24 protein-coding genes and 2 pseudogenes are annotated in these 15,751 nt (G+C 45.0%); all 26 read right to left on the reverse strand.

Annotated elements, in window-relative coordinates:
- Positions 1-62: 62 nt before the first annotated feature.
- Positions 63-464 (reverse strand): phage structural protein, encoded by a 402-nt coding sequence (locus JCM17471_RS10415; protein WP_054777834.1) that lies wholly within the window; start codon positions 462-464, stop codon positions 63-65.
- A gap of 17 nt (positions 465-481) precedes the next feature.
- Positions 482-763: a hypothetical protein gene (locus JCM17471_RS16820; RefSeq protein ID WP_500778362.1), complete on the reverse strand. Its 282-nt coding sequence runs from the start codon at positions 761-763 to the stop codon at positions 482-484.
- Positions 652-1,182: a DUF3383 family protein gene (locus JCM17471_RS16825; RefSeq protein WP_439646764.1), complete on the reverse strand. Its 531-nt coding sequence runs from the start codon at positions 1,180-1,182 to the stop codon at positions 652-654. Before JCM17471_RS16825 ends, JCM17471_RS16820 begins: the two co-directional genes overlap by 112 nt.
- Entirely contained in the window at positions 1,179-1,517 is a 339-nt protein-coding gene (locus JCM17471_RS15455) for a hypothetical protein (protein WP_225354259.1), read from the reverse strand. Before JCM17471_RS15455 ends, JCM17471_RS16825 begins: the two co-directional genes overlap by 4 nt.
- Before the next feature lie 2 nt (positions 1,518-1,519).
- Positions 1,520-1,978, reverse strand: coding sequence for a phage neck terminator protein (locus tag JCM17471_RS10425; RefSeq protein ID WP_175575723.1), 459 nt, complete (start codon positions 1,976-1,978; stop codon positions 1,520-1,522).
- On the reverse strand, positions 1,971-2,348 hold the full coding sequence (locus JCM17471_RS10430) for a hypothetical protein (protein ID WP_054777836.1): 378 nt from the start codon (positions 2,346-2,348) through the stop codon (positions 1,971-1,973). The genes JCM17471_RS10425 and JCM17471_RS10430 overlap by 8 nt, the downstream gene beginning before the upstream one ends.
- Before the next feature lies 1 nt (position 2,349).
- Complete coding sequence (locus JCM17471_RS10435) at positions 2,350-2,781, reverse strand: hypothetical protein (RefSeq protein ID WP_054777837.1); 432 nt, start codon at positions 2,779-2,781, stop codon at positions 2,350-2,352.
- Between the two features lie 12 nt (positions 2,782-2,793).
- Positions 2,794-3,135 (reverse strand): DUF4054 domain-containing protein, encoded by a 342-nt coding sequence (locus JCM17471_RS10440; RefSeq protein ID WP_054777838.1) that lies wholly within the window; start codon positions 3,133-3,135, stop codon positions 2,794-2,796.
- A 3-nt stretch (positions 3,136-3,138) separates the two neighbouring features.
- On the reverse strand, positions 3,139-3,510 hold the full coding sequence (locus JCM17471_RS10445) for a LysM peptidoglycan-binding domain-containing protein (RefSeq protein ID WP_054777839.1): 372 nt from the start codon (positions 3,508-3,510) through the stop codon (positions 3,139-3,141).
- Positions 3,491-3,709, reverse strand: a complete 219-nt coding sequence (locus JCM17471_RS10450) for a hypothetical protein (protein ID WP_054777840.1) — start codon at positions 3,707-3,709, stop codon at positions 3,491-3,493. Before JCM17471_RS10450 ends, JCM17471_RS10445 begins: the two co-directional genes overlap by 20 nt.
- A 10-nt stretch (positions 3,710-3,719) precedes the next feature.
- Positions 3,720-4,817 carry a major capsid protein gene (locus JCM17471_RS10455; protein ID WP_054777841.1) on the reverse strand — a complete coding sequence of 366 codons (1,098 nt, stop codon included), beginning with the start codon at positions 4,815-4,817 and terminating at the stop codon, positions 3,720-3,722.
- A 12-nt stretch (positions 4,818-4,829) separates the two neighbouring features.
- Positions 4,830-5,204 carry a hypothetical protein gene (locus tag JCM17471_RS10460; RefSeq protein ID WP_054777842.1) on the reverse strand — a complete coding sequence of 125 codons (375 nt, stop codon included), beginning with the start codon at positions 5,202-5,204 and terminating at the stop codon, positions 4,830-4,832.
- An 11-nt stretch (positions 5,205-5,215) separates the two neighbouring features.
- A complete protein-coding gene (locus JCM17471_RS10465; protein WP_054777843.1) occupies positions 5,216-5,845 on the reverse strand; it encodes a DUF4355 domain-containing protein in 630 nt (209 codons plus the stop codon).
- Positions 5,846-6,107: 262 nt separating this feature from the next.
- Complete coding sequence (locus JCM17471_RS10470; RefSeq protein ID WP_054777844.1) at positions 6,108-6,848, reverse strand: hypothetical protein; 741 nt, start codon at positions 6,846-6,848, stop codon at positions 6,108-6,110.
- Positions 6,814-8,270: pseudogene (locus JCM17471_RS16630) on the reverse strand (phage portal protein). The gene JCM17471_RS10470 and the pseudogene JCM17471_RS16630 overlap by 35 nt, the downstream one beginning before the upstream one ends.
- A 14-nt stretch (positions 8,271-8,284) precedes the next feature.
- Positions 8,285-9,541: pseudogene (locus JCM17471_RS10485) on the reverse strand (PBSX family phage terminase large subunit).
- Complete coding sequence (terS, locus tag JCM17471_RS10490) at positions 9,531-10,301, reverse strand: phage terminase small subunit (RefSeq protein WP_054777847.1); 771 nt, start codon at positions 10,299-10,301, stop codon at positions 9,531-9,533. Before terS ends, JCM17471_RS10485 begins: the two are co-directional and overlap by 11 nt.
- A gap of 65 nt (positions 10,302-10,366) precedes the next feature.
- A complete protein-coding gene (locus JCM17471_RS10495; RefSeq protein ID WP_054777848.1) occupies positions 10,367-11,317 on the reverse strand; it encodes a hypothetical protein in 951 nt (316 codons plus the stop codon).
- Positions 11,318-11,466: 149 nt separating this feature from the next.
- Positions 11,467-11,736, reverse strand: a complete 270-nt coding sequence (locus JCM17471_RS10500; RefSeq protein ID WP_054777849.1) for a hypothetical protein — start codon at positions 11,734-11,736, stop codon at positions 11,467-11,469.
- A gap of 268 nt (positions 11,737-12,004) precedes the next feature.
- A complete protein-coding gene (locus tag JCM17471_RS10510) occupies positions 12,005-12,334 on the reverse strand; it encodes a hypothetical protein (RefSeq protein ID WP_054777851.1) in 330 nt (109 codons plus the stop codon).
- A gap of 647 nt (positions 12,335-12,981) precedes the next feature.
- Positions 12,982-13,440 carry an ArpU family phage packaging/lysis transcriptional regulator gene (locus tag JCM17471_RS10515; protein ID WP_054777852.1) on the reverse strand — a complete coding sequence of 153 codons (459 nt, stop codon included), beginning with the start codon at positions 13,438-13,440 and terminating at the stop codon, positions 12,982-12,984.
- A 281-nt stretch (positions 13,441-13,721) separates the two neighbouring features.
- Positions 13,722-14,147 carry a RusA family crossover junction endodeoxyribonuclease gene (locus JCM17471_RS10520; protein ID WP_054777853.1) on the reverse strand — a complete coding sequence of 142 codons (426 nt, stop codon included), beginning with the start codon at positions 14,145-14,147 and terminating at the stop codon, positions 13,722-13,724.
- Between the two features lie 3 nt (positions 14,148-14,150).
- On the reverse strand, positions 14,151-14,339 hold the full coding sequence (locus JCM17471_RS10525) for a hypothetical protein (protein WP_054777854.1): 189 nt from the start codon (positions 14,337-14,339) through the stop codon (positions 14,151-14,153).
- A complete protein-coding gene (locus JCM17471_RS10530; RefSeq protein WP_054777855.1) occupies positions 14,332-14,550 on the reverse strand; it encodes a hypothetical protein in 219 nt (72 codons plus the stop codon). The genes JCM17471_RS10525 and JCM17471_RS10530 overlap by 8 nt, the downstream gene beginning before the upstream one ends.
- 49 nt (positions 14,551-14,599) lie before the next feature.
- Complete coding sequence (locus tag JCM17471_RS10535) at positions 14,600-14,791, reverse strand: hypothetical protein (RefSeq protein WP_156321686.1); 192 nt, start codon at positions 14,789-14,791, stop codon at positions 14,600-14,602.
- A gap of 572 nt (positions 14,792-15,363) precedes the next feature.
- Positions 15,364-15,651, reverse strand: coding sequence for a DUF6275 family protein (locus JCM17471_RS10545; RefSeq protein ID WP_054777858.1), 288 nt, complete (start codon positions 15,649-15,651; stop codon positions 15,364-15,366).
- Positions 15,652-15,751 lie beyond the last annotated feature (100 nt).

Below are 15,751 nucleotides of genomic sequence, written 5' to 3' on the forward strand. Positions count from 1 at the left end.
GATTTTTATTTGTGGTGCAATAAAGACGTCGGGAGTCGAACCCAGCGCCTTTGAGTTGATGCTTATTTTGGATCCATCTGCATGTCCAAAGCTTCGATTGTAAATGTCCGCTTAGGTGTGTCCTTACCGTAAGCTGCAGACGGTTGCCGAGCGATCAAGCACTGATTAGCAGTGATTTTTTCAATTGGCGTAATCACAACAACTGAAAAAACCTCGTGAGTATTTGAAAGAGTGAGCAGCGTCTTATAATCTCGAGAACTACCAGACAAGTTCACCGTGATTTGGCCTAGGTGGTTATTGTTAATTGCCATTGATGGTGAGCCTTGTGCATCCACATTTGTCCGGACCTGGTCTTCTTTGTATTGAGCAGAGAACATATCGTTTTCTTGAAAGCCTTGGATAACACGTCCATTGATTGAAATGGACACGTCCATAGCGTTATAAACTGGAATATCTTGTGCCATATTTTGTTAGCTCCTTCCTAAAGTAAGACCGTGCCGCGAACAGTGACGGAATGAATTGCGCCTGAACGACGGTAACTAAATGACAATCCGGAGTAATGCCGTTGAGCGATATCTTCGGCAGAGGTGTTATCGCGAGATTGTGCCGTAACGGTGTATTCCCCGGCTCCAGTCTTGTCATTAATCAAAATCACGCCGTTGGCTGTGGCTTGGAGCATAACTGCAGTGGCTGTTGCTTCGAGTTGAGAAATCCCTGTACCATCGAAGCTAATCTTTGAAGATGTTGATAAAAGCTTCTGCAAGTCACTTTCCATGCTGGCCTTGATCCAGTCATCGCCGTGGAGGGAATCGATGAATTCACCAGATACAGTGAAACCTTCAGAGGTCTGTTCAATTCCTGCTTTTTGACGTAAGTGATGATGCCGTTCTTGTGTAGCTTGTCGACCTGAGCCGCGTTGTAATTGACTGCCTTGACACCAACCAAGTTCTTGAACTTCCAAGTGATACTGCCCACTGTTTGGTTTGCTAATGCGCCAATCAGCGCACCGATACCGTAGTTAGAGCCGTCAGCGTCAGCCCCAGAAGCAAACACAATAGTGCGTTGGTTGCCGAAGAACTGTTGCTTAATGGTTTCAGCCTTCGTCACTGTTTCATCCGTGGCCACTAATCCGGTCACATAAAAACGGCGAGCCTTACCCTCCACATAATTGGAAAGGGTCATAGCATCGCGTCCTTGATTGGGTGATCAGTGCCATTTGCTACCAAGGTCGCAAACTCCCAGTTATCAACGAAATATGTGTCCAATGCTGTTGTTAAATCGGCATATGTGATGACATATAACGTCTTTGAGTGCATTGCCTGTGCAAAGTATCCGCGAGCAACGGATAATGCATCCGCGCTTTCGATATCAGCAGACAAATCATCAATAGACAGATAGGTCTTTGAGCTGTTTGCTGTTCCGGGCATAAAAATAGCCAACGTCCCCATGTTTAACGGGGAGGCTGGCTGTTGGACGGTGAGAGATACCTCAACGTCAGATAGTGAGTTAATCGCCATATTTATTCTCCTTTTGATGTAAATTCAATGTTATCAATTTGGTAAGGCACTTCTTTTTCATCCGCTTGTAGCCGGAGCCGTGCGTCAAAACCGACCATTTTGGCGTAGTTGCCAGCTTCAGGCAGATAGCGGACATTCGGATCCATCCGTTCGACAAGTACAATGTGGTTTTTATCGTAGAAGTCCCACGAATCAACCTCGTTTAGCTTTTCTCGCAACTGATTAGTCAGATTAAGGGCTTGAAGCTTGTCCATGGCGTAAACCGTAAATGAGACAATACATTCAAATGCCCGACTGCCGTCATCTTCAAGAAAGTTAAGCTTGATATGCGGACTGATAATATCGAACGCAACAAATGGTGGTTTAGGTTGCTTTCCACCGCCATTCATTTCGATCATTGTTAGCCCCATATTGGCGACAATCTTGCTAAAGACCATGTAAAGCTTCTCGTAGTCATACACTGACAGCCGCCCCCATTTCGTCTTCATAAGCGTTGAGGTAATAGATAGTGACGTTTGAGTAGTTGCTATAGTCATCGCGACCCACGACAATCATTTTGTCCTCGCCATGTTCGATAATAGTGCCGTCAGAATAATCACCTAGAGAGAGCCACATGGCTTGATATTGCTCAATAGCGCCAATATCACGCAGTTGGAACATCTGTGAATACTCACCGATTCGATTTAGCGGCACCAGAACTTCACTAACGGTTGCCGGTTCCGCGATTGATTCAATGTAGCGGCCATTCACCCAGTCACCATTCTTCTGATAAACCTTCAAATCAACGCCAAACGAATGAATCAAGTCGGCCATGTCCAGATAAAAAGCCATGTTATTCCCCCTTTCTCCAGGTGACAGCGCCGATCATGTCACCGGTATCAATTAACGGTTGACTGCTGCCCTTTTTCTTAATCGTGGACGGCGCCAATGGTGCGAAACCACCCGCTTTGATGGTCTGCTGAATACTAGTAGCCATTTTGGGACCCAGTTGAGCAGCAACGTCCGCTTCAGAACCGTTCATAACTGCCACCATGAGTGGCCGTACAAACGCTGTCCATTCTGACCCGTGCTCATACAACGTGTTACGTAAAAAGGGACGTGCCGGAATCCCCCGAGACGTCCCATATTCGTTCCACATTGCCTTTTGTGCTGCAAAGCCACCAAATACCCCGGCAGACACAGATTGCCCGTCAACCTGCTTTAATCGGGCAATCATTTCTTCGAGACCTGAGTCTCCTTCAACACTGCCTTCAAGTTCGATCATGCCTTCACCGCCTTAATAAAACATCGCCACATTCTTGCCGGCCAAATCATCTAGTCCGGCTTTCATGCGCAAATACTCATCAATATAAGCATCCTTGCCGCCGGCATCGAAATACTCACGTGACAAGACAGCAGCTTGTTCCTTCTTGACGTGTTCGTTACGGTTAAATGCAATGAAGGCATAATGAGCGGCAAGATAGCTAGCAGCTCGAACAATGTCATCACCACTAAAGCCATCCTTACCGGCCTGAGCATATGCGTCCGTTGCAAAAATCTTGAGCGTAGCGTCATCAATGCCGGTGATTTGTGGCGCAATCAGTTTGAGTCGCGTTACTACGCCATCAAATGTATCCATAGGTTAGCCCCGCAGTTCGAAATAGATTGTTCGGCCAACTTTAAGCACATTGGAGCCCAAGTTATTAACAAACTTGACCCAGCCGACTGAGACACGGTGTACCGTGGCCACCGTCGCAATGTCATCGCCTTGTTGGACAATGTAGCCACCATCATCTGGAACGGGCGTAGGCGCGTCCTTTGTAGCTGCTGCACTCTTTGCTGTTGATGCCGCTGATGTGGCAGCACTAACAGCTTGGCTTGAAGCACTCTTTGCCGTTGATGTTGCCTTAGACGTCTCGCTGGCCGTGCTCGTTGCTTGAGAGCTTACTGTACTGTCAGTCGTAGCCGCTACATCAGATTTTGGATCATCATTACTAGTCTTCGTTGTTGCCATCTGCTTCTACCTCCTCGTTACTCTCTTCAACGGCTTCGATAAAGCCGCCATTGACCAGCTCTTCAACACGAGCCTTAGTCTTGGACCCAAGGTAATTCTTGAATGGGTAGTTATCCCCGCTCCAATAAATGTGCTTTTGACCGGTTGGGTCGGCAGACGCACTGTTTTTATCAGTGAAGTCCTTAATAACCTTGTACATTAGCTACCTCCTATGCTTCTGGTGGTGTCACGCCACCTTGGACAGTTGCTGGCTTTTCGGCTGTTTCAAAAGCGTGTAGGACGTAAACGCCATCGACCTTTTCGAATGTTGGTGTGACCTTTTGAGATACCTTGGTGACCGTAGTTACCGGATCGTTTTCTAAGGTTGTAACAACTGCGACACCAGTATCGACAATCCGCATATCAATGTCTGGTCGAGCAAGCAAGTCAATTTCTTCTGGTGTTGGTGAAAATACTGTTGCACCAACATTTTCAGCTGGCAAGAACACTACATTACCGTCTGGAATAAACTTGACCATCTTGCCTTGTTCATCGACATAACCCTTGTTGTAGACTTCAATAGCCAGGCCAAATTCATCCGCAATGTAGTTGGTCAACACATTCCGTGGCAAGCTGACAGCTGCCGTGTTGGCATTATTAGCAAGTAAAGTGGACTTGATACCGTTGCTAGCAATCAAGGCGTTAAATGTGACTGAGTTCATGATTACACGTGTCAAAGAGCTACCGTTTTCTTCACCGATTAAATCGATAGCACGGCGAATATCTTCAGTTGGCTTCGAGTTATCCTTGTCGGTCCAAGCCGTTGAAGCGCCCGCAATACGATTTGCCTGCATCTCAAAGTCTTCATCGTATACTTGACCGTTCCCGGCAATATGATATTTACCGGTTTGTAAAACGCTCATCCGCATAATTTCGCGAACAAGAGCTGCACCACGAATGAGTTCCGCTGGTTCATCGTAAATCTTAGATAAAATAAGATCCTTTTCTGCTTGATATGGTGAATTGGCTACCCGAACTAATTGTTCGCGAAGTTCTTCGTCGATATACTTTGCTTCCTTGAAGTTCTTGGTAGTCACGTGAATCTTTTCCATACCTTGGCGATCACGCATGATGGCCTTAGTATCTGGCGCTGATGGTGATAAAGGCTTTGGTGCCCGGCTCAAGCCACGCACATAGTCGATATCTTTAGTTGCACGCTTTTCGTTTGGAAAAAGAAATTCACCCAAATAAGGTGCTTCCAATTGTGCTTTTGTTTCCCAGTAGGCTGCAATTTCCGCACTGTTAATGTCTTCAAAAATATTTGGCATGCTGTTCCTCCTTTACTTATTCCGTTTGAAGAATGTGACCTTGCCATTTAAGGCCGTCTTAGCTTCATCCGTGATTACGACACCGTCAGGCAAACGATTCTCGTTGATGTATCCATTAACAATCAAAGTCCCATTACCCTGGCCGCTAGTCACATCAACATCATGTTCAAGTACCCCTTGCGCTTTGTCGTTATTAGAAACTACCAAAACCGCTTGTTCATCCGCTAAAGCAGAATTGTCACCACCAACTGGTGTGCCAGCTGGAATAATCTTGCGACCTGTAGCATCTGCAGGAACGCCCGTGCCGCCTAAAACGACGCCAAGAGCCACTTTATTGGCGATTGTGCCAAGCACTTGCTTGGTTGCGCCAAATGTTTCTTTACGCATATGTTTTCCTCCTAATGTTCAAAAAATTTGTGTTGATTGGCAGCTGATTGAACCTGTTTCTGGGCTAATTGGGCACCTAAGCTCCCAGCCTTGGCAGGCTTTCCAGCACCACGTTTAATTGGATCTCCGCTCAAAAAGTCCTTTTCAGCCGACTTTCGAATACGCTTTGCTAACTCGATTAATTGGCCCACGTTGGCTTTCGTTGAATCAGCTTCCGTTGTTACGACAAGGTTCAAATCATCATCTGTCACTTCGAGGCCAGCAGCATTGAAAAGGCCACGAGCTGTGTCGCGCATGTTGCGCTTGTCCAGTTCGGCTTGTAGTCCGGCTGCTTTCTCTTCAAGTACCTTCCGTTCCTCAGCTGCGCGATCGTCATCGCTCATACCTGCTAAACGTTCAGCTTCTGACTTTTGTTTTGCTTGCTGTTTTTCCCACTTTTCGCGTTTGGCAGCAACAATCTTGTCGACGTCTTTGTCGGTATACTTTAGTTCTGTGTGTTCCTCGCCTTCATCAGTAGCTGCATCGTGGCTTTCACCGCTTTGGTTTTGGCCCTGAGTCTCTAAAGTAGAGTTGTCGGGCCCACCCGCAGCACCGGTATCAGCATCAAACAGACGAACTAAATGAAAATCTTTGTTGAACATAGTTAAAACTCCCTCCATAGCTTTTAAAAGTGAATCAATGCTTGCACTTCCATGGCTTTTAATGACTTCAATGCTTGGTCAAACCTATTTTTGAGCACAAAAAGCACAACCAAATGGCTGTGCTATTCAAAGTGTGGAACAATGCTACAACGACAATTCCTATGTGTGTCTTCGGGAATGTTTGGTGCTGCGTCGATCATGAACGGACCTTGAGCTGATAAAGCAGCACATCTAGCACAAACGCCTGGCTCAGTGTGCAAATCTACCATTCAACGTCGTTCTTTCGATAAGCCAGCATATTAATCTCGAACTTCATCTTCGCCGATTGCGTGCGCACAATCATTGCAATTGTTGCTGTCTGGGACAACAATAAATCGCTCATTGATTTCTTTCTGGATGACCCGCTGCTAGTCTGCGATGACAGGAAGTCTTGGAACTCTTCCGTACTGTTAAAGCCTGAAAGACGTTTAACGAGTTCACCAGAAATGGTCATGATAGTGCGGTCACCAGTCAGCCAGACGTCATTCATCAGATTAATGGCTGGGGGCAACTCATCTCGTGTAATTTTCTTGTCGAATAGTGCGTTCATTCTGTCGAATTCTGCATCTCGATCACTGTTAATTCTTGCTTGTGCGACTTTTAAATTCTCTCTTGTCATCTTGAGTACTGCAAGTGACGCAATAGCGCTCATCATCATACCAACACTAACTCCGGCTAGTTTGCCCATGGCCGTTACACGAGCGTCTTCTTCGGGCAGCCATCCATCCTCTTTGAGCTCATCAATAGCAGCTTGCCACTGTTGAATATCCCACTTAGACACCTTCTGCATTACCTGGCTAACAGATATTCCCTCATCGGTCGCATAGTGGGTATAAAACGGCAGGAGATGGGAACTGATATAAATCAGTGCTTCCTTGGTCTGTTTGTCTAGCTTCGTAGACGTGGCCTTATCCGACGCGATTAGTTGCTCAATCCACTGTTGTTCTTGCTGGTCCGTTATCATCCGCTACACCGGCTTTCTGCTGATCAGTTTGAGCTTGAGAAAGTGCTTTCTTGACGACCTCAGCTGTGGCGTCTTGCATTTCGCGTTGTTCTTGCTTGATTTGTTCCATTTCTGCGTCTGGATCCTCAATAAATGGCAACTGCTTAAACAGTGTCTTGTTGCTGATCTTGCCGTACAAGTAATTGACTGCTTGACCATCCTCAAGAAGGTTTGTTGGAACATCTTGGGTAAACTTAAACTGCAGCTCACGCCAGGCGTCTGTTGGTACATCAGCATAAGACACCGCAAACACACACTGAAACACCTTCCGCAAAGCCGAGCGGAACTTCAGTGACTTGTCTCGGGCCATGTTTTGCATAGCTTGATACTTTAGGCGAAGCGAAACACCGCTGGGATTGCCACTGAAGGATTCGTCATTAAGATTCGTGACGTTGGAAATCTCATAAATCCCATTGGATAGCCGATTGATGAGGTTTTCTTGACTAGTGTCAGCGTCAGGCCGATCCAAATACCGAGCATCTGAATCACCCGCGCTTTGTCCTTTGATATTCAACAGGCGGTTATCCTTCATATCAGCAATTTTGTCGGAATCAATCGACGCATTCTTAATAAGCAGCATTGCATCCGCAAATAATCGATATCGTTAGCCTTTTGACTGACGGCCTTGTCGAGTTGGTCAATTAGCGTCGTGATGTCTTCAAATAACCCCATACGCTCCGTGTTCTCGGCCACCTCGATAATTGGGACCATCTTATATGGATTAGCAATCACTCGGTCCTGGTCAAAGTAATTCGCGCTGGATGAGCGCATCACCAAATCACGCCGATAGTTGCTATCGTACAAAGTCACTTCAAGCTCTTTCTGATAATTGCGATGATAAATGACTCCATAACGCACGTCATGGGCTTCCGTGTCATCGTAAATCAAAAATGCATTGAGTGGACTCATTGGCGCTATTTTGGCTTTGCCATCCTTTGACTGATAAACCAAGAAATAGGCATGACCATACATCGATGATTCCTTGGAAATCTCTGCTGAGACGTCTTCAAAGTCGTTCACGTTGATCCATTCGGCGATGAAATCATCAACCGTCTGGTTAGCGTGATCAATCTTCACGGGATTACCGATAAAATAGCCATTAAACGTGGTCACAGCCTTCCGTGGAAAATTGAATATAACTCGATTGTCCGGCTTGTATTTAGGCTTGCCAGGCTCCTTGAAGATGTCGTGCTTCCCGCGATAATAGTCGCGTTCCTTGGCATACTTAGGCCGAAGATGACTACTGTGATAGTCAATCAGATTCAACAAATCAGCAGCAGTAATCTCAACATCCGCTGGATATGTGAATTCATCATTATAAGTAATTCCAGCGCGGTCCAGAAAGTCTGGGTCAAGTCCCGGAATGTCAACTTCTAATGCCATCTAATTTCTCCTTTCTAATCAATTTTGAACGTTTCGACGACCGCTGATGGGTGATGCTGCGTATAAATTGCATATCTAATTGCATCCATCACGTCATCATTTTGTTTAACTGGTTCGCCGGTCTTTTTCATCCCAGATGTACTGATAAATCTCGTCGAAGAAGTAACCATTGTGATCACGGTTCTCAAGGTCAACTAGGCCATCACGAGAAACAAAAAGCGACCAGTCTTCATCAGCTTGGCCACTTCTTCAATTCCGGATAGTTTTGATTTGTCCGCATAGAATACATTGATGCCTTCTTCGTCAAACCGCGCCACATGTTCCGGCCGCGCTGAATCGGCATACATTGGGATTCGACGGCCGTACTTACGTTGCACCTGTTTAGCCTGATCAACCCAATAGTCAATTTCTTTATGCTGCGCCGTTCGTTCTTCGAGCAAAATAGTATTACCAGTGCCATCGTCCGCCAGCACAACAATCGTGCCTTTGTGCTCGTATCCCCAGTCAACGCCACAATAGACAGTGGTATCAGCTGGCAAGTCGATGTGGTCCTCAACCATGCTGCGCTCATCAAAGTCAGCGTACACGACGCCTTCGCCATTCACCCATAAACCTTCAATCGAGCGGTCGTAGAGCATGCCAGATGGAGTTGCCGCCTTTTGCGATTGAATGTACTCAGCGGGCAAAAATTGGGCATTATCATCAAGTCGAAAGTGATTCGCCATGATGCGTGCTTCTGGATCATGATTATCGATGTAATTCTTCTTTAGGAAGTGGTTTGGATTGTCAGGGTTGGTATCACAGATGATTCGGGCTCCTGGCGCAGAGCACCGGTCATTGATTTCAACGAATACTTCTTTGTTAGCCAGGCTGGCTTCGTTGATGTAGGCACCCCAGGCTGTCATCCCACGAATAGCACCAAGACCGGCAATGGACCCTGTAAACGTCTGAACAACCTTAACGCCGAAAAGCGTAAAAGAATTGTGTTTATCGAACTTGAAGTTGAATCCATACTTGTTACTTAGTTCTTGCAGTATGTTGTTTTGAATCGACTTAGACGAATAACCACCCAGAATGTACATCGGAGTTTTGACCCCAAATTCGGTAGCATTTTTGCGCACTCGCCGCAGCTCCATCAAAAAGAGATCGTTATCGATGACAGTCTTGCCAGACCGCTTAGCACCGTGATTAATCATCATACGCCAGTCGGTTGTGACCGCCTCTTTGAGGACCTTAATTTGCTTTTGTGTATAAATTGCTTCAAGCCCCATCCTCGGTCACCTCCTTCTTTGCTGTATCTGAAATCTTGTCGAGTACATCAGCCAGCTTGTCTTCGTAGCCTTCACCGTCATCCGTTGCTTCCTTGGCATGTACTTCAGCAATTGCAGCCTCTGCTTTTGTCTTATCAACGGTTGCCTTCATGCCTTCTAACTTAAGGCGGCGCTCGTCATGAGCATCCGTCATCGCTTCAAACTGTTTGATGAGTGAACCAAGCGTTGTCATGGCCCTTGATTGTGCCGCCAAGAAAGTGGCTTGCTTGTCCCATGCATACTGGATATCAAAAGCCGTCGCCATGGTCCCAGTACTAGAAACATCACTGCTTACATCTTCATGATCAGTAACGTGCATGATTTTCTGCGACCGGATAATTGCAGCGTATTGGATCATGATATTGTTCCAGATGATATCGCTAGGTGATGATTCGCCAATGGCATCAATCAAATCCCTTGTGTCTTCCGGCAGCCAATTTGCAAACAGGCCATGCGAAACAGCATTCTTATTGCCAGATGGAGCACCTCCACCAGAATTACCTGTGGCGTTCTGATTCGCCCGCAACGTTCCGTAACGCTCCCTTTCAATCGGAGCGCTCCTTTTCGCGTTACTATCCCAGCCGTCCTCCGACTTCCACTTTCGAATCGTACTGGGAGATGTGCCAAGTTCATCAGCAATATCCTTTAGTTTTCGTTCCCCACCGGATTCTTGCCACAACCGAAAAGCTTCATCCCGTTTCGGATTTTTAGGTCTTGCCAATCATTTCACCACCCCCTCAACCGTGTTTGTTTTGTAAATAACGCATAAAAAAAGACGCCTAAGCGTCAGTCGTTTGTAATCTGTACTTTGTAATCCTTGTAGAAGGATATAAGGATATCCATTTGGTTTACGAGCCGAATAAACATCGCAAAAGTGACTCTATCTGGTGGAAATCGGCCATGCATGTATGAGTGCCTTGTGAAAACGTTGATGCCATTCAATTGAGAGAAATCCTCGGATTCATACAGTGGGCGTAATAAGCGTAAAGCAGAGTTAGCAGCTTCAGTAAATATCCACTCTTCAATTTTGTTGTTGTTTAAAATATGCCTAATGCTAGTGTAACCGAACGTCCATTTGACTTGCACTGTGCCGTTATCAAAAATAATGCCAGCCCTTTCCATCAACATAAAGAGGTTAGATACGCATAGTTTATACTTGGTCCAATCTTGTTCCAGAAGTTCAGCCATTTGCTTACATAAATCCTTATATTCACTTTCCACGTAGCCGTCTGCCCACTGATACAACGTGGTCACAAGGACTTCGCAGTTGCGTCTGGTATATTGCTTATACATATACTGATCGAATTCGATTTTGCTGCGTCGTTTAGCCTCAAACAAAACCGATTTCGCAGTCAGCGGTAGCGGTAACGCCCATCCATACTCCTCCAGTTGACGAACATCAAATGATTTAGGATTAAATTGAACACGATTTGCAATTGTCTCAATATTCTGACGCACGGCTGTTAAAACCGCTGTTAAAGCGGAATCAGGGATGCTTTTAAAAATTGGCAATTGACTATATATCGATTGCGAAAATGTTTGTGCAATTTTTGCGTATTGCTCAGATTGTCTACGGCTGTATTCAACTACCGCATCTACTGGTATAGCAGAAGACAAAGCGCTAGCCGCAATCGAATTAGCAAAGGGAATATTCATTGAATTAAGGACTTTTGCCTGAACTGCATATTGCTCCAGTAGATGTTGAACCGGTCTTTTAATCTGAGCAAATGGACTCATCCTTGTATTTAACTGATTAACAAGTTTTTGTAGTCTGCGCTCTGCCTTTCACTTAGCCAATCTCCAGTAGGCACAACGAACTTCTTCATATGAATCGCCTCCACACTAAATACTACTTGATATTGTGGTTGGCGTACATAAAGAATTTATCAGTCAATCCTTCCATACTGGCTGATTGCTTCTTTATCAAAGTCCACGAATACCTCAAGCAATCGAGCGCCTTTGAACACACGGGCCAACGGGTCACCTTCACGGGCCTTGCATTTGCGCGTCGGCATCACCCGAAATAGAGCGTTTGAAGTGTCTCGCCGTATGTTGTTATTGGGATCAAGATAAACTGTTGCATGATACCCGTTTTTCTTGTTTCTCAAGAATGCTTCCTTCTTATCAATCTCATTTAGGTGCTTTTCTTCAGTCATATTTAAATTCTCCAATTTTAATTCAAGACAAAAAAAGACGCCCCATGTCGGCGTCTCTTACCCAAAAACTAATTTCTGATATCAAATTCACTCTGGCTTAATTTACCGAGAGTGACGTTCTTATTGTTCTTAATAGTTCCTGGTAAACGAAAATTAAGTACTGTTTCGGAATTTACAATTTCAACCTCAAAAGCAATTGAAAAGTCAACCTCGCTCGACTTGTACATAGCCATTTCAGACAAATCTATGTTAACGTCTTTCACATCTATTAACTCAGTATCTGGAATATTCCGATACTCTGTTTTTGCAATTTGGCTTCAAGTTCAGCTAAATCCATTAGAGAATATGGATTGTTTGTTGCTTCAAAGCGCCCCTTAATTCTAATTACTTGCCTTTTTCCAAAAGCCATACCGTATAAAGAAAACTGAAGCTTTCCGGAACTATGACTTTCTTTAGAATTAGTTGAATCAATCCAAAATAGAATTTTTTTCTTTGGCTCGTGGAATGCCGCCATCAAGGATATAATGACTGCAAGTGTAGTAGCTGTTCCACTAACCCAATCTGCAACTGACCCCCACTCGACTACTCCAAAATTCATATAAATCACCTCAACAAAATAGTACCCGATTATCAAATCAGATACTACCTTGAGGCAAAGCTATTCAGTTTTTAAGTCATTCACGGTGAGGTACCGTAAACGCATGATTCCGGTGGGTCTCGAGCCCACATTACCGCTCATAATACAATCGTTACTATAAGGCGTTGTTTTTCCATTAAACTACGAAATCAAAATGGCCGTGGCAGGATTCTAACCAGCGTGCTTAATATGGGATTTTACACGGCCAATGCAACCAGCAGGAATCGAACCCACAGCTGTTAAGCTAGACCACTTAGTGATTGCGCCAATTCTAAAGGAGGTTTACTCATGAATCATCCTGGCATACCCATCTCTGGGTAATACCAGCCAGCAGTTTGACCCGACTGACCGGTGGCATGGATACCGCGCCATGCTCGCAAACGCCCAGTTTTACCGTACTGTCAGACGAATCGCTACCGATTAATCATCGGCAAAACGGTGAGCGGGAATCAAACCCACTTGTGAGCCATCCACCGCCATTTCCTTGGAGGAGAAAATGAAAATCTTCAAGTACCCGGCTGCTTAAACTTGGTACTCTATCATAATAAGACTGTTTCACTCCGGATACAGTTCGGAATTAGTCCTGATTTAGTCCGGAAACACTCCGGTCACGAATTCCGCTGGTTAAACACTAGCAGTTCGTTTGGGAATGGTGGCCATACCTCAGCGAATGCGCATAACGCCTGCTTCTTCGCATAATAGTATGCAGAGTGGCTATAGCCAAGGCGATCCATAATGACCTCATCAGTGCCGAGTTGTTTCATGTAGTAATAGTCCAGTATCTTTGCCCAATTCTCGTCCTGCGCGACGTCAGGCATAATCTCGCGTACAATAACCTCACACTTCTTCACGAATTGTTGATCATCGACGTGCCTTGTGATTTGCTCTTCCGCTTTATTCCCATAGCTGTCCGACCGTGGCATCCCAGTAATTTGTGGTGACTGCAGACTTAGACTCCATCGCGAAGCCATTGCGCGCCGACGTGGGTAATCGCTGAGCACCGCTGCCGCATTATCCGCTGTCTTATCAATGTTGATCCTGCTAAATCGTTGTGTAGCTCGCCCCATTCGTTGCACCCCTTATGCTATAATGTTGTTTGTGTGAACACTATTCAAAAGTGGTAGCGTGTCTTTCGGGGCGCGCTTTTTTGTTTAAAACGGAATTGCTCCGTAACTCCCAACACGATTCATTTCCTCAATGCTGAGACTGTTGAATGCAGCCTTAACTTTGGCTGGAATCAATTCAATTCCTTCCCCGCGCGCTCCTGCAAAAAGAGTGAAATACACATCAAAAAATGTTTCTCCCTGCGTCATACTCTTTAGCGATGAAGTTCAACACGATTTTCTGTTCATCTGTCCATTCCAATTTCCTTAACCTCCACTTCCACTCTCGGGTTGTCTGAGTAACGTTTGATGACGATTAGATCGGTGATTTGATTGTCGTCGACATATACAATACCCGTTAAAGCATCAGATACCGCTTTGTAGACATTGTCTAAATCTGGTTTAACTGTCGGTAGTACTTTGCCATTGGCTTTATCGGCCTTGAGCAGCTTACTGCCGGCTTTTTGTATTGGCCGGTATATCATCAGTCGAAAGTCGATTGGGCCTTCCAGCGGGGCGTCGTCGTATGCCTGTTGAGCGCATTGAGCCACAAACGCCTTATAGTTTCGTGACTTGGTCGGATCAACACCTCTGACGCCGTTTTTGGTGCGATAAACGCGAGGTCTGGCCTGTGCTACAGGCTCCCCCGGCACAATAATCTTGATGGTCACTCACTAGTCCTCCCAATCGATTAAATCTGGTCGATGCTGATTGAGCCAATCGACGACCATGTCCCGTTCTGTCCAGGTATGTAACTCTCCAGCATGCAGCTGGTCGTACGTCTGTCGGCTATATCGCAATTTGCGCCGCTGGGCAGTCATTTCCTTGGCTCTCGCTTGCATCTTAAAATCCCAATCAGTCATAGCTAACAAACTTACCCCCAACCAAATCTCGAATGCAGTAAGCCGATATACTAGCTGACGCCGTCACAATCACCATTGCAATCACGGCGTAATCCCATTCGTGCCCAATAACATACCCGATGAATAGCTTGACGCAGGTTAGCGCCGTTACGGCTCCAAAAACAGCCGCCAGTAAATCCATAATAATCAGCGTGATCAGTAGTGCACCCATAAACTTCCTCATTAATTTTCCTCTCGGACTGACTTGCAAAACTTAATCGTCAGTCTTTCTTTTTGTCTTTAGTCTTAAAGTTAAGCCAGTCTTTTGATTTCTTGGCTCGCTCCTCAAATTCACGTTCTATTTGAGCCTGTTTTCGTTGAATTTCTCTGTCCGCTTTGTCGAAGGTGCCTGACAGGTAAATAAAATAATCAGGTTCAACGTCACCACAGCTACGATGACCCCAATAATCCAAATGGCCGGAGCCTCCCAAATGTATTCGATCAACCCTTTCATCATACAAACCTCCTAAAAAGCAAACATATATCTCGATGCTTTTCTGCTTGATTCTTCACTTTCTATGCGACTCCGATACACCTAGTGGACGAATTCACAGTTGCAATTTCTGAACATTCGTTAAATGCTATATAATTCTTGTAATACATAAAATAAAGGGGATATACATGAAAATGCAGCATAAAAACAATATCAATCGTACTAAGGTATCCGTCACACAGAGTGGAGTGCAAGATTTTACAAAAGCCACCTTATTCCTGCCACTTACGATTGCAACTTTTGCACAAATGACAGGCATGACTTTGAGTATGCTCAAAGTACTTGTTTGGGGGCTCCTAATTTACCAGACAATACAATTGTTAATACTAGGCTGTTTAAGCTTTCTATCTTTGAGCCAGTTTTTCCTGACCGAAGTATTTCTTTTTTCGTTATCTGTAACTAGTTGCTTGATACTCGTCTTTGTAATCATGAGTTTTTTATAATATTCCTTGCATTTAAGTACTTCTGTCACTTCAATTTTTGGCTTATTTCTCAAGTTAAATCAGAATTCCATTCACCGCCCGGAATCAAGATATTCTCAAACTTCTTGTAAGCGTCAAAGTAAAATTCGTCCTTGTCGCCGTTATAAGTGACTTCGTAATACATGCCATCGGTAATAACTGTTGACAGCAATGCCTTGCTGTTTTGCAGTGTTTTCGCGTACCAGACTACATACACGCCAGCAACATCAAAAGAGAGCTTATCAGCTGGATCCAAATGCTTTGCTGTGTAGTCAGTGACTAACAGCTTGCATTTACTTAAAAATTCCTGTTCATTCATCTTCCTTGACCTCCAGTGATCCAGCATATTTTGCTAGCATCTCATCGAGTCGCTGATTCGCCACGTCATAGGCAGCTACCAACTTATCAAGTGTAGTAGC

This window comes from Lacticaseibacillus saniviri JCM 17471 = DSM 24301, assembly GCF_001311785.1.
Taxonomy (GTDB): Bacteria; Bacillota; Bacilli; order Lactobacillales; family Lactobacillaceae; genus Lacticaseibacillus; species Lacticaseibacillus saniviri.

Bases quoted from the DNA above. Each gene is read 5' to 3' on its own strand.
- JCM17471_RS10415 (WP_054777834.1), bottom strand. From the start codon at position 464: ATGGCACAAGATATTCCAGTTTATAACGCTATGGACGTGTCCATTTCA.
- JCM17471_RS16825 (WP_439646764.1), bottom strand. From the start codon at position 1,182: ATGACCCTTTCCAATTATGTGGAGGGTAAGGCTCGCCGTTTTTATGTG.
- JCM17471_RS15455 (WP_225354259.1), bottom strand. From the start codon at position 1,517: ATGGCGATTAACTCACTATCTGACGTTGAGGTATCTCTCACCGTCCAA.
- JCM17471_RS10430 (WP_054777836.1), bottom strand. From the start codon at position 2,348: ATGGCTTTTTATCTGGACATGGCCGACTTGATTCATTCGTTTGGCGTT.
- JCM17471_RS10435 (WP_054777837.1), bottom strand. From the start codon at position 2,781: ATGATCGAACTTGAAGGCAGTGTTGAAGGAGACTCAGGTCTCGAAGAA.
- JCM17471_RS10440 (WP_054777838.1), bottom strand. From the start codon at position 3,135: ATGGATACATTTGATGGCGTAGTAACGCGACTCAAACTGATTGCGCCA.
- JCM17471_RS10445 (WP_054777839.1), bottom strand. From the start codon at position 3,510: ATGGCAACAACGAAGACTAGTAATGATGATCCAAAATCTGATGTAGCG.
- JCM17471_RS10450 (WP_054777840.1), bottom strand. From the start codon at position 3,709: ATGTACAAGGTTATTAAGGACTTCACTGATAAAAACAGTGCGTCTGCC.
- JCM17471_RS10455 (WP_054777841.1), bottom strand. From the start codon at position 4,817: ATGCCAAATATTTTTGAAGACATTAACAGTGCGGAAATTGCAGCCTAC.
- JCM17471_RS10460 (WP_054777842.1), bottom strand. From the start codon at position 5,204: ATGCGTAAAGAAACATTTGGCGCAACCAAGCAAGTGCTTGGCACAATC.
- JCM17471_RS10465 (WP_054777843.1), bottom strand. From the start codon at position 5,845: ATGTTCAACAAAGATTTTCATTTAGTTCGTCTGTTTGATGCTGATACC.
- JCM17471_RS10470 (WP_054777844.1), bottom strand. From the start codon at position 6,848: ATGATAACGGACCAGCAAGAACAACAGTGGATTGAGCAACTAATCGCG.
- JCM17471_RS10495 (WP_054777848.1), bottom strand. From the start codon at position 11,317: ATGAGTCCATTTGCTCAGATTAAAAGACCGGTTCAACATCTACTGGAG.
- JCM17471_RS10500 (WP_054777849.1), bottom strand. From the start codon at position 11,736: ATGACTGAAGAAAAGCACCTAAATGAGATTGATAAGAAGGAAGCATTC.
- JCM17471_RS10510 (WP_054777851.1), bottom strand. From the start codon at position 12,334: ATGAATTTTGGAGTAGTCGAGTGGGGGTCAGTTGCAGATTGGGTTAGT.
- JCM17471_RS10515 (WP_054777852.1), bottom strand. From the start codon at position 13,440: ATGGGGCGAGCTACACAACGATTTAGCAGGATCAACATTGATAAGACA.
- JCM17471_RS10525 (WP_054777854.1), bottom strand. From the start codon at position 14,339: ATGACTGATTGGGATTTTAAGATGCAAGCGAGAGCCAAGGAAATGACT.
- JCM17471_RS10530 (WP_054777855.1), bottom strand. From the start codon at position 14,550: ATGGGTGCACTACTGATCACGCTGATTATTATGGATTTACTGGCGGCT.
- JCM17471_RS10545 (WP_054777858.1), bottom strand. From the start codon at position 15,651: ATGAATGAACAGGAATTTTTAAGTAAATGCAAGCTGTTAGTCACTGAC.